This is a genomic window from Streptomyces diastaticus subsp. diastaticus, from assembly GCF_011170125.1.
Taxonomy (GTDB): domain Bacteria; phylum Actinomycetota; class Actinomycetes; order Streptomycetales; family Streptomycetaceae; genus Streptomyces; species Streptomyces diastaticus.
On the sequence record NZ_BLLN01000002.1, the window covers coordinates 678,401 to 690,318 of the forward strand.

At 70.9% G+C, this 11,918-nt stretch carries 10 protein-coding genes and 2 pseudogenes; 6 read left to right on the forward strand and 6 right to left on the reverse strand.

The features are described 5' to 3' along the window. Nucleotides 1-265: 265 nt before the first annotated feature. From rsmG to rpmH, 6 genes are all read right to left on the reverse strand, one after another. Nucleotides 266-973 (reverse strand): 16S rRNA (guanine(527)-N(7))-methyltransferase RsmG, encoded by a 708-nt coding sequence (rsmG, locus tag Sdia_RS04880; protein WP_115068951.1) that lies wholly within the window; start codon nt 971-973, stop codon nt 266-268. 514 nt (nt 974-1,487) lie between these two features. Beyond that, complete coding sequence (locus Sdia_RS04885) at nt 1,488-1,994, reverse strand: Jag family protein (RefSeq protein WP_100457436.1); 507 nt, start codon at nt 1,992-1,994, stop codon at nt 1,488-1,490. Nucleotides 1,995-2,007: 13 nt separating this feature from the next. Continuing rightward, nucleotides 2,008-3,315 (reverse strand): membrane protein insertase YidC, encoded by a 1,308-nt coding sequence (yidC, locus tag Sdia_RS04890; protein ID WP_100457435.1) that lies wholly within the window; start codon nt 3,313-3,315, stop codon nt 2,008-2,010. Between the two features lie 3 nt (nt 3,316-3,318). After that, the gene (gene yidD / locus Sdia_RS04895) at nt 3,319-3,714 is read right to left on the reverse strand and encodes a membrane protein insertion efficiency factor YidD (protein WP_100457434.1); all 396 of its coding nucleotides are present in this window, start codon (nt 3,712-3,714) and stop codon (nt 3,319-3,321) included. Next, entirely contained in the window at nt 3,711-4,082 is a 372-nt protein-coding gene (gene rnpA, locus Sdia_RS04900) for a ribonuclease P protein component (RefSeq protein ID WP_100457433.1), read from the reverse strand. Before rnpA ends, yidD begins: the two co-directional genes overlap by 4 nt. An 18-nt stretch (nt 4,083-4,100) precedes the next feature. Further along, a complete protein-coding gene (gene rpmH / locus Sdia_RS04905) occupies nt 4,101-4,238 on the reverse strand; it encodes a 50S ribosomal protein L34 (protein WP_003949374.1) in 138 nt (45 codons plus the stop codon). A 386-nt stretch (nt 4,239-4,624) separates the two neighbouring features. Between rpmH and Sdia_RS30685 the strand changes: the two are divergent. The 6 genes and pseudogenes from Sdia_RS30685 to Sdia_RS04930 form a co-directional block, all read left to right on the forward strand. Next, nucleotides 4,625-5,005: pseudogene (locus Sdia_RS30685) on the forward strand (chromosomal replication initiator protein DnaA); the annotation flags it as partial. Between the two features lie 345 nt (nt 5,006-5,350). Continuing rightward, nucleotides 5,351-6,757 (forward strand): annotated as a pseudogene (dnaA, locus tag Sdia_RS04910) (chromosomal replication initiator protein DnaA); the annotation flags it as partial. A gap of 1,248 nt (nt 6,758-8,005) precedes the next feature. Further along, complete coding sequence (gene dnaN, locus Sdia_RS04915; protein ID WP_100457431.1) at nt 8,006-9,136, forward strand: DNA polymerase III subunit beta; 1,131 nt, start codon at nt 8,006-8,008, stop codon at nt 9,134-9,136. Between the two features lie 78 nt (nt 9,137-9,214). Continuing rightward, on the forward strand, nt 9,215-10,093 hold the full coding sequence (gene gnd, locus Sdia_RS04920) for a phosphogluconate dehydrogenase (NAD(+)-dependent, decarboxylating) (protein ID WP_100457430.1): 879 nt from the start codon (nt 9,215-9,217) through the stop codon (nt 10,091-10,093). Between the two features lie 95 nt (nt 10,094-10,188). Beyond that, a complete protein-coding gene (recF, locus tag Sdia_RS04925) occupies nt 10,189-11,322 on the forward strand; it encodes a DNA replication/repair protein RecF (RefSeq protein WP_189500061.1) in 1,134 nt (377 codons plus the stop codon). After that, the gene (locus Sdia_RS04930; RefSeq protein WP_100457428.1) at nt 11,319-11,843 is read left to right on the forward strand and encodes a DciA family protein; all 525 of its coding nucleotides are present in this window, start codon (nt 11,319-11,321) and stop codon (nt 11,841-11,843) included. The genes recF and Sdia_RS04930 overlap by 4 nt, the downstream gene beginning before the upstream one ends. The last annotated feature ends 75 nt before the right edge of the window (nt 11,844-11,918 follow it).

The window sequence follows — 11,918 nt, forward strand, 5'->3', positions numbered from 1 at the left end:
CGTCCGAGAGGTTTCCGGTCGCGGGGAGTGGCGGCAGCGCGGCCGCGGCTGATGATTCCTTGCAGCGGTGAGCGACGTTTCACGTGAAACACGATGGCCCACCGCGTTCAAGGGGCTCGACCGACACTCCGCGCCACTGCCTCCCGTGGCCCCAACGAGCCGGACCGGGCAACCACTCCGGCCCACCCGGCCGAGGCCACCTGCCCAGCACGAGGGGCCGGCCCCCACGATGGGACCGGCCCCCTGTTGGAAGAACGTGCGCGCCTCAACGCCTCCTGCGGGCCCGCGCTGCCTTGGCCTTCTTCGTGGCGAAGCGGACCCCGCCGGGGCTCTCCCCCACCTCGACGCGCACCACGGTCGAGAGGGGGTCGACGACGCCCTCGCCGACCTGCACGACGGAGGTGGTGACCGCGCCGAGCTTGCTCAGCGCGGCGGAGGCCACCTTCACCTCTTCCTCGGCGGTGTCTCCCTTGAGCGCCAGCATCTCGCCGTAGGGCCGCAGCAGAGGGACGCCCCACCCGGCGAGCCGTTCCAGCGGGGCGACAGCTCGAGCGGTGACGACGTGCACCGGCGGCAGCGTGCCGAGCACCTCCTCAGCACGCCCCCGGACGACGGTGACGTGTTCGAGACCGAGCAGCTCGACGACCTCGGTGAGGAAGGTGGTCCGCCGCAGCAGCGGCTCCAGCAACGTGATGTTGAGGTCGGGGCGGACCAGTGCCAGCGGGATCCCCGGCAGTCCCGCCCCGGAGCCGACGTCGCACACGGAGACGCCCTCGGCGACCACTTCGGAGAGTACGGCGCAGTTGAGCAGGTGGCGCTCCCAGAGCCGGGGCACCTCCCGGGGGCCGATGAGCCCACGCCGCACCCCCGCGTCGGCCAGCAGCTCCGCGTACCGGACGGCATCCGGGAAACGCTCGCCGAAAACCTCCCTGGCCACTGCGGGCGCCTCGGGGAGTTCCGCTGCCTCCGTCACGGGGACCGTCCTTCCGTACCGCGATCTCGAACGTGTTGATGTCTGACGAACAAACTGCCGGGCAGGATGGCGGGTCGAACCGCCGACCTGACAAGGCCCAATCTCCTCGGCCCTCAGGGTCGACCCACAGGACCGGTGACCGACCGGCGATCGGCGACCGGCTCCCGAGGAAACCCGCGGACCGGTGGAGCGGACTCCCCGCAGTACCTGCGTTCCACGGGAAACCACTGTGCTGGGAGAACGCTAACGGCAAGATCCCGCGCCGTGCAGCCCGGCCAGGAGGAATCCGCCACACTCTCACCACCCGGTGGTCCCGTGCGGCTCCCCGCTGTGCCGGCCGACGCCCGCGCCGACCGCGGGTGCCTGTCCCCACCCAGCCGACGACGCACCCCGCGGCGACATGTCTCCGCCCCAGCCGCACACGGCGGGGAACCCGCCGCCCCGACCGCCACCGGCCCCGCCTGTTCACACAGACGGGGCCGGTGGGAGGACGCCCGTGCCGGGCGTTCCGGGGTCAGGCGGGGAGGACGACGACGAACCGCTGGGGCTCCTCGCCCTCGGACTCGCTGCGCAGCCCAGCGGCCTTGACCGCGTCGTGGACGACCTTGCGCTCGAACGGCGTCATGGGGTCGAGCCGGACCGCCTCGCCGGTGCTCCGCGCATCGGCAGCCGCCTTGGCGCCGATCTCGGAGAGTTCCTCGCGCTTCTTCGCCCGGTAACCGCCGATGTCCAGCATGAGGCGGCTGCGGTCGCCCGTCTCCCGGTGCACGGCGAGCCGGGTCAGCTCCTGGAGCGCCTCCAGGACCTCACCGTCACGGCCGACGAGCTTCTGCAGATCGCGGCTTCCGGAGTCACTGATGATCGAGACAGCGGCCCGATCGGCTTCCACGTCCATGTCGATGTCGCCGTCGAGATCGGCGATGTCGAGCAGGCCCTCCAGGTAGTCGGCGGCGATCTCGCCCTCCTGCTCCAGGTGGGACAGCTCGTCGCCGGCCTTGGCGGTGGTGGTGCCTTCCGTCACGGGATGGACTCCTCTACTTCTTGGACGGGTGCTTGGGCTTCTGGCCCTTGCGCTGTCCGGACTTGGCTTGGCCTGTGGAGCCGGACTTGCCCGCCTGACGGCCGGAGGACTTCTTGCCCTCGTCCCCGTCCTGCGACTTCTCCAGCGAGGTGGTGGATTGGTCGGCACCGCGGCCCGAGGAGGCCCGGGTGCGCTGACCGGGGCGCTGGGGCGCGGTGGGCTGTGCCTGGCGCTGCGACTTGCTCTGCCGCTTGGGCTGCTGGCGGCGCGGCGCGGTGGACGCCTCGTCGGCCGGCTCGCCGTCCTCGTCGACGGCGACGGCCCCTGCGGCGCTCTTCGGCCCGATGGTGCCGTCCGTCTGGGCGGCGAGGCCGGCCTTGGTCAGCCCGTTGATGAACTTGCGCTCGTACTCGTTGCGGTCGCGGCCCTTGGCGACGATGGCCTTGACGAGGTTGCGCTCACGCTTGTTGCGGACCTTCGGGTTCATGGCGACGCGCTTCAGGAAGCGCTCCAGGAAGGCGGCCTGCGCCTTGCTGCCCGGGGTCGGGTTCTGGCGGATGACGTACATCTGCTGGCCCATGGTCCACAGGTTGGTGGTCAGCCAGTAGACGAGGACACCGACGGGGAAGTTGATGCCGAAGACGGCGAACATGATCGGGAAGACGTACATCAGCATCTTCTGCTGCTGCATGAACGGCGTCTTCACGGTGGTGTCGACGTTCTTCGTCATCAGCTGGCGCTGGGTGAAGAACTGCGAGGCCGACATCAGGATGATCATGACCGCGGTGACGATGTGCACGTTGGTCGTGGTGGAGCCGAGGGCCTCGACCTTGTCGGCGCCGTCCATGAACTTCGCGGCCAGCGGGGCGCCGATGATGTGCGCCTTCTGGGCGCTGGCGAGGAGCGGCTCGTCGATGAAGCCGATCGTCTTGTTCGACGCGATGCCGTTCAGCACGTGGTAGAGCGCGAAGAAGAACGGCGACTGGAGAAGGATGGGAAGACACGAGGCCAGCGGGTTGGTACCCGAGTCCTTGTAGAGCTTCATCATCTCTTCGGACTGGCGCTGCTTGTCGTTCTTGTAGCGCTCCTGGATCTTCTTCATCTCGGGCTGGAGCGTCTGCATCGCCCGGGTCGCCTTGATCTGCTTCACGAAGAGCGGGATCAGGCAGATACGGATCAGGATCACGAGGGAGACGATGGACAGTCCCCACGCCCAGCCCGTGTCAGCGCCGAAAAGGGCTCCGTACAGTTTGTGGAACTGGACGATCACCCATGACACAGGTGTCGTGATGAAACTGAAGAGACTGGCGATCGTATCCACTGATCAGGCTCCTTGAGCATGGGGCGAGGTCTCGGCGGCCGGGCTCGGGTCCGGCTGGGGGCCCGTCGTGGAGGTGGGGGACGAGGTGTCGCCGTTCCCTCCGGAAGGGGCGTCGGCGTTCTTGCCCTGGCCGGCGCCCCGGTCTCGCCAGGCGTTGCGCAGCATTTCGTGCCATCGCGGTCGCTTGCGCTCAGGCACATGGTCGACACCACCGGGGGACCACGGATTGCACCGCAGGATCCGCCAGGCGGTGAGGGCCGTTCCCTTGATCGCTCCGTGCCGGTCGATGGCGCCGTAGCCGTAGTGGGAACACGACGGGTAGTACTTGCACACCGGGCCGAGCAGCGGACTGATCGTCCACTGGTACAACTTGATCAAAGCGAGCAGCGGATACTTCATCGCGCGCCCCCTCCCAGGAGCCGCTCCAGGGCGGCGTCCAGGTCTCGGGCCAGCTGTGCGTGGTCTGCGTCACCGGCTGGGGGCAACGCGCGGACGACGACCAGGCTGCCCTCGGGCAGCCTGGCGAGTCGTTCCCGCATGAGGTGGCGAAGCTTTCGCTTCACCGCGGTACGGACGACGGCTCCGCCCACAGCTTTGCTCACGACGAAACCCGCACGGGTCGGGGGAGACTCCTCCCCTGACACGTGCGGGTCCGTGACACCGCTGCGGAGATGGACGACGAGGGCCGGGCGACCGGCCCGACGTCCTCGGCGTACCGCGGTCGCGAAGTCCTCGCGCCGCCTCAGCCGATTCTCGGAGGGCAGCACGACACGACCTGTGCGCGATCAGGCGGACAGGCGGGCGCGACCCTTGCCACGGCGGGACGCGAGGATCGCGCGGCCGGCACGGGTACGCATACGCAGGCGGAAACCGTGGGTCTTCGCGCGACGACGGTTGTTCGGCTGGAAGGTGCGCTTGCTCACTCGGGGGCTCCAGAAATGATGAGGTAGTTGCGGGATGCCTTGGCTGTCACCGTGCGCCCACGAGTAGCTCGCTTACGCCCGAGTGCACCGCTCCACGATCACCCTAGATGATCTATGCCCATCGGAGGCAGGCGGCAGCAGCCATCGACAACTCGACCTCGTCACGGTACGTGCGGCTGCGCCATTCGGTCAAACCAGCATCGCGGAGGGACACTGTGCACAGGCTGTGGACAACGACTTGTACCGCAGTGGCCGCGCTGACTACCGTGGCCAGACTCCGGTTTCGTGGGCTTCCCCCCTGATCCGCCCCGATCCCCGCCCGGACCGGACCACACCAACCCGTCCCTTCACCACTCCTTGGTGGGACCCGTGAGAGAGCGTGCCCTGTGGCTGATGTACCCGCCGATCTTGCCGCAGTCTGGCCGCGCGTACTGGAGCATCTTCTCGGGGACGGGCGCGGACAGGGTGTCGAGGCCAAGGACGAGCAGTGGGTCCGGCGCTGCCAGCCGCTCGCGCTGGTCGCCGACACGGCCCTGCTCGCGGTGCCGAACGAGTTCGCCAAAGGTGTCCTGGAGGGCCGGCTCGCCCCGGTGGTCAGCGAGACCCTGAGCCGGGAGTGCGGCCGCCCTGTCCGGATCGCCATCACCGTCGATCCGGCGATGGGCGACCCCGCTCCCCCGCAGCGCTACCCGGAGCCCCCGCCCCGCCCCGCCCAGGACCGCGGCTACGGCTACCCCCCTTACGGCGCGGGCGGCGAGCGGCGCGGCGAGGAGCCCGAGCCGGAGGAGCAGCAGCCGGCCCGCGAGGAGGAGCGCCGCCCGGGCGCGTTCCCCTTCCCCCAGGAACACGGCCGCTCCGGCACCTCCGGCCGCTACGAGTACGAGCAGGAGCCCCTCGGCGGCGACCGCTACGAGCCCGGCCGCTACGACCAGGACCGCCACCCCGGCGACCCGTATCCGCAGGAGCCGGGCTACCCGCCGGAGCAGCAGCCGTTCCCCCAGGAGCAGTACGGCGACCAGTACGGCCAGGACCGTTACGACGGGCAGCGCGGCGGCGAGCCGGGCGGGGCCGGTGGCGAGCACCGGGACGAGGAGCGCCGGGGCCGCGAGGGCCTGCCGCAGGCCCGCCCCGCGTACCCGGAGTACCTGCGTCCGCGTCCCGAGCCGGGCGCCTGGCCCCGCACGCAGGACGACTACTGGCAGCAGCCGCGCCTCGGCTACCCGGAGCGCGACTCGTACACCGGGCCCTCGCACGGGGGTTCCGGCCAGCACGACTACCGCGGCCCGGGGCCCGAGCGCGGGGACTACGGACGGCGTGAGCCGCTGGACGACGGGCACGACCCGCGCGGCCCCCGGGAGGCGCGTGGCGCGCACGGCGGCCACGGGGTGCACAGCGGCGGGCCGGTCGGCTCGGCGCTGCCCGCCTCCAGCGGGGCGCCGGGTCCGCTGGCCGCGCAGCCCGCGCCGGCGACCGGGCCCGGCGAGCCGACGGCGCGGCTGAACCCGAAGTACCTCTTCGACACCTTCGTCATCGGCGCCTCGAACCGCTTCGCGCACGCGGCCGCCGTCGCGGTCGCCGAGGCGCCGGCCAAGGCGTACAACCCCCTCTTCGTCTACGGGGAGTCGGGGCTCGGCAAGACGCACCTGCTGCACGCCATCGGGCACTACGCGCGCAGTCTCTACCCGGGGACGCGGGTGCGGTACGTGAGCTCGGAGGAGTTCACCAACGAGTTCATCAACTCGATCCGCGACGGCAAGGGCGACAGCTTCCGCAAGCGGTACCGCGAGATGGACATCCTGCTCGTCGACGACATCCAGTTCCTGGCGGACAAGGAGTCGACGCAGGAGGAGTTCTTCCACACCTTCAACACCCTGCACAACGCCAACAAGCAGATCGTGCTCTCCTCGGACCGGCCGCCCAAGCAGCTCGTGACGCTGGAGGACCGGCTGCGGAACCGTTTCGAGTGGGGCCTGATCACCGACGTCCAGCCGCCCGAGCTGGAGACGCGGATCGCGATTCTGCGGAAGAAGGCGGTCCAGGAGCAGCTCAACGCCCCGCCGGAGGTCCTGGAGTTCATCGCCTCGCGCATCTCGCGGAACATCCGTGAGCTGGAGGGCGCGCTGATCCGGGTGACGGCCTTCGCCTCGCTCAACCGGCAGCCGGTCGACCTCGGTCTGACCGAGATCGTGCTGAAGGACCTGATCCCCGGCGGCGAGGACGCGGCCCCGGAGATCACCGCGAGCGCCATCATGGCGGCCACCGCCGACTACTTCGGCCTGACCGTCGAGGACCTCTGCGGTTCCTCGCGCAGCCGCGTGCTGGTGACGGCCCGCCAGATCGCGATGTACCTCTGCCGTGAGCTGACCGACCTGTCGCTGCCGAAGATCGGGGCCCAGTTCGGCGGTCGGGACCACACCACGGTCATGCACGCCGACCGCAAGATCCGCGCCCTGATGGCGGAGCGCCGCTCGATCTACAACCAGGTCACGGAGCTGACCAACCGCATCAAGAACGGCTGACACGAGCGCGCCCTTCTCCTTATTACTGGGGCCCGCACGCCCTGCCCGGGCCCGCACGAGCCCCGTCCGGGCCCGCACGCCCTCATGGACCCGCATGAGCCCCGTCCGCCTCCGTCCCCAGGCGGTGGACGGGGCTTCGCCGTGTGGGCCGGACGCCCCGGACGCACCCGCGGGGCACCCGGCACCTGACCGGCCCGGCCCCGGGCCCGAAGAGGTCCCCTGGCCGTCCTCGGTGAGCGCTCGGCGACCCGAACGCCGTCGCGCGAGAGCTCTTCCCGCCCCTCTTGCGCCCTCGCCGGCCGCTCTGGTCGACGGTCCGGCCCGGGCCCGCCGTTCGAATAGTGACCTGTGCGGCGGGGTTCTCCACAGATTCGTCAGGTTCATGGCGTCCACAGCTTGGGGACTGGGGAGTTGTCCAGATCCTGTCCACAGGCGGGTGGAGTGAGAGATCATCAGTCCAGGTCGGAAGGGTGGGGATTAGTGGACAGAAGATATCCACAGGCTGTGGATCATTCTCTGTCCACAGGGAGGCTCTCGCGGTTGTCCACCGGCGGCCCACAGGCTGAGCCGTGTTGTGCACAGCTTCCGGGGGCTTTCCCACAGCGCTGTCCACTGTTCGGCAACCCAACGCGCCCGCTCACCACTCGGAGTGAACTGCGTCACAGGAAGTTGCCGCAGGTCCCTGTGGGGAACTCCTCCGAACCTGGGGACGCAGCTGGGGAGAACTCACCCGCCGCTGTGGACCGTGTGTGGGTAACTTCCGGCCGTCCACAGGAACCCTCGGTTGTCCACCGCCTCCACCCACAGGGCCGGTGGACAAAAAACCGCTTCCGACCTGCGAGGACGGGGTTATCCACGGAATCCACAGGCCCTACTACTACGTCCATGAGTAGAGAGCAGGGAATCCGTTTCGAAGTGGGTGCTGTGCACAACTCGGCCCGAGCGCCGATCCGGGCCGATCTCTCGATTTGACCCGGGGCCGCACGGACTGTCGGTGGTGTGCGTCAGACTGGTGCACGGCGGCAGGACGCCGGGACGGCATCGACGAGGCAGCGGCACCGAAGCCGGAAGCACTCACCGACTGCCCGTTCCGTACCCACCGGCCGCCGACTTCATCCGCGGCCCGCCCGCCGCGGAGAGCGACCGGGCCCCGGCGGGCCCGCCGCAGCAGCAGGACCCAGCAAGACGACCAGACAGACGACGGCCAGCAGGGCGAGAGCAGCCAGCAAGCGCAGGAGGCGGCTTACGGTGAAGATCCGGGTGGAACGCGACGTACTCGCGGAGGCAGTGGCCTGGGCGGCCCGCTCCCTCCCGGCCCGGCCGCCGGCCCCCGTCCTCGCGGGGCTGCTGCTGAAGGCGGAGGACGGCGCCCTTTCCCTGTCGAGCTTCGACTACGAGGTCTCGGCGCGGGTCTCCGTCGAGGCCGAGACCGAGGAGGAGGGCACCGTCCTCGTCTCCGGCCGACTGCTCGCCGACATCTGCCGCGCCCTCCCCAACCGCCCGGTGGAGATCTCCACAGACGGTGTACGGGCGACGGTGAACTGCGGTACCTCGCGTTTCACCCTGCACACCCTGCCGGTGGAGGAGTACCCGGCCCTGCCGCAGATGCCGACCGCCACGGGCACCGTCCCGGGCGACGTCTTCGCCTCGGCCGCCGCCCAGGTCGCCATCGCCGCGGGCCGGGACGACACGCTCCCCGTGCTCACCGGTGTCCGCGTCGAGATCGAGGGCGACACCGTCACGCTCGCCTCCACCGACCGCTACCGATTCGCGGTCCGCGAGTTCCTGTGGAAGCCGGAGGACCCGGAGGCGTCCGCCGTCGCCCTGGTCCCCGCCAAGACTCTCCTGGACACCGCCAAGGCCCTGACCAGCGGCGACAGTGTCACCATCGCGCTCGCCGGCTCCGGTGCGGGCGAGGGCCTCATCGGTTTCGAGGGCGCCGGCCGCCGCACCACCACCCGGCTGCTCGAAGGCGACCTGCCGAAGTACCGCACGCTCTTCCCGACCGAGTTCAACTCCGTCGCGGTGATCGAGACGGCGCCCTTCGTGGAGGCCGTCAAGCGCGTCTCCCTGGTGGCCGAGCGGAACACCCCGGTCCGCCTGAGTTTCGAGGCGGGCGTCCTCACCCTGGAGGCCGGCTCCAGCGACGACGCACAGGCTGTGGAAAGGGTCGACGCCCAGCTCGAGGGCGACGACATCTCCATCGCCTTCAACCCGACCTTCCTGCTGGACGGCCTCAGCGCGATCGACTCGCCCGCCGCCCAGCTCTCGTTCACCACCTCGACCAAGCCGGCCCTGCTCAGCGGCAAGCCCGCGGTCGACGCCGAGGCGGACGAGGCGTACAAGTACCTGATCATGCCCGTACGACTGAGCGGCTGAGCCCACAGGTGTGCGGCGGGGTACGGCAGTAGGCTCGGGCAGCGTCACGCAATGCCCGAACGCAGCGAAGGAACACTGATGGAGCTCGGTCTCGTCGGCCTCGGCAAGATGGGCGGCAACATGCGCGAGCGCATCCGCCGCGCAGGCCACACCGTCATCGGATACGACCGCAACCCCGATCTGGCGGACGTCCAGAGCCTGGAAGAGCTGGTGGGCCGCCTCAAGGGCCCGCGCGTCGTCTGGGTGATGGTCCCGGCCGGCGCCGCCACCCAGGCGACCGTCGACGAGCTCGCCGAGCTCCTGGAGCCCGGCGACATCGTGGTCGACGGCGGGAACTCCCGCTGGACCGACGACGAGAAGCACGCCGTGCAGCTCGGCATCAAGGACATCGGCTTCGTCGACTGCGGCGTCTCCGGCGGCGTCTGGGGCCTGGAGAACGGCTACGCCCTGATGTACGGCGGCACCGAGGAGAACGTCGCCAAGGTCCAGCCGATCTTCGACGCGCTCAAGCCCGAGGGCGAGTTCGGCTCGGTCCACGCGGGCAAGGTCGGCGCCGGCCACTTCGCCAAGATGGTCCACAACGGCATCGAGTACGCCATGATGCAGGCGTTCGCCGAGGGCTGGGAGCTGCTGGAGAAGGCCGACTCGGTCACCGACGTCCGCGAGGTCTTCCGCTCCTGGCAGGAGGGGACGGTCATCCGCTCCTGGCTGCTCGACCTCGCGGTGAACGCGCTGGACGAGGACGAACACCTGGAGGGGCTGCGCGGCTGGGCCGCCGACTCCGGCGAGGGTCGGTGGACGGTCGAGGCCGCCATCGACAACGCCGTGCCGCTCCCCGCCATCACCGCCTCGCTCTTCGCGCGTTTCTCCTCCCGCCAGGACGACTCGCCGCAGATGAAGATGATCGCCGCGCTGCGCAACCAGTTCGGCGGCCACGCGGTCGAGGCGAAGAAGTAGTCAGCAGCGCAGGCGCGACGGACCAGGTCCGTCGCGCAGCGACCGGGGCCGCACGGCCCCGGTCGGCACACCGCCGGGGAGGTCGGCTTCCGTCCATGCACGTCTCGCACCTGTCGTTGGCCGACTTCCGCAGTTACGCCCGGGCCGACCTCGCGCTCGACCCGGGCGTCACGGCCTTCGTCGGACCCAACGGCCAGGGCAAGACCAACCTGGTCGAGGCCGTCGGCTATCTCGCCACCCTCTCCAGCCACCGGGTCTCCTCGGACCAGCCCCTGGTGCGGGCCGGGGCGGAGCGGGCGGTGATCCGCGCCGCCGTCGAGCACGGCGAGCGGCGCCGCACCATCGAGCTGGAGCTGAACCCGGGCAAGGCCAACCGCGCCAGGATCAACAGGTCCTCGCACGTCAAACCCCGTGACGTGCTCGGCATCGTGCGCACCGTGCTCTTCGCCCCCGAGGATCTCGCCCTGGTCAAGGGCGACCCGGGCGAGCGCCGCCGCTTCCTCGACGAACTGGTCACCGCCCGCAGCCCCCGGATGGCCGGGGTCCGCTCCGACTACGACCGGGTGCTCAAGCAGCGCAACACGCTGCTGAAGACGGCCGCGCTGGCCCGCCGCCACGGTGGCCGCACCATGGACCTCTCCACCCTGGACGTCTGGGACCAGCACCTCGCCCGGGCCGGCGCCGAACTGCTCGCCCAGCGCCTCGACCTGATCGCCACCCTCCAGCCGCTCACCGACAAGGCGTACGAGCGGCTGGCACCCGGCGGCGGCCCGGTCCACCTGGAGTACAAGCCCTCGGCGGCCGGCGGGGGCACCACCCGCGAGGAGCTGTACGGCGTCCTGCTGGAGGCCCTCGCGGAGGTCCGCAAGCAGGAGATCGAGCGCGGCGTCACCCTCGTCGGCCCGCACCGCGACGAACTCCTCCTGCGCCTCGGCGATCTCCCCGCCAAGGGGTACGCGAGCCACGGCGAGTCCTGGTCGCTGGCGCTGGCCCTGCGGCTGGCCAGCTACGACCTGCTGCGCTCGGAGGGCGGCGAGGCGACCGGCGAGCCGGTGCTCGTCCTGGACGACGTCTTCGCCGAGCTGGACACCCGGCGCCGGGAGCGGCTCGCCGAGCTGGTCGCGCCGGGCGAGCAGGTCCTGGTGACCGCCGCCGTCGACGAGGACGTACCGCCGGTCCTCGCGGGCGCCCGCTTCCGCGTCACCCGGGGTGAGGTGACCCCGGCATGACCGAGCCGGACAGGAGCAGCGCCGAGCCGGCCGGCGTGGACCTGGCCAGGGTCGCGCTGCGCGCCGCCCGCGAACAGGCCCGGGCCCAGGGCGCGGCGGCCCAGCAGAAGAAGCAGGCCCGGCGCGGCGGCCTGCGCTCCGGCGCGCGCGCGGACGGGCGGGACCCGCTGCCACTGGCCTCGGCGATCACGCGGCTGATGACCGAGCGGGGCTGGGAGAAGCCGGCCGCGGTGGGGGGCGTGATGGGCCGCTGGCCGCAGATCGTGGGGCCGGACCTGGCCAACCACTGCGTGCCCGAACGGTACGACGAGGAGGCCCGGGTACTGACCGTGCGCTGCGACTCGACGCCCTGGGCGACCCAGGTGCGCCTGCTCGCCCCCCAGCTGGTGGCCCGCCTCAACAAGGACATCGGGCCCGGCACCGTCACCTTCCTCAAGGTGCTGGGCCCCTCGGGCCCCTCCCGGCGGTACGGCCCGCTGCGCGCACCGGGGAGCAAGGGGCCGGGGGACACGTACGGATAGAGCCGGCCGCTCCCCGCCCGGCACCGGGCGGTGGGCGATGCCGGACCAGCTCTCGCCCGGCGGTCATGTGAGCTT

Excerpts from the sequence above, each read along its gene's own strand:
- recF (WP_189500061.1), top strand. The coding sequence starts at position 10,189 with ATGCACGTCTCGCACCTGTCGTTGGCCGACTTCCGCAGTTACGCCCGG.
- Sdia_RS04930 (WP_100457428.1), top strand. The coding sequence starts at position 11,319 with ATGACCGAGCCGGACAGGAGCAGCGCCGAGCCGGCCGGCGTGGACCTG.
- yidD (WP_100457434.1), bottom strand. The coding sequence starts at position 3,714 with ATGAAGTATCCGCTGCTCGCTTTGATCAAGTTGTACCAGTGGACGATC.
- gnd (WP_100457430.1), top strand. The coding sequence starts at position 9,215 with ATGGAGCTCGGTCTCGTCGGCCTCGGCAAGATGGGCGGCAACATGCGC.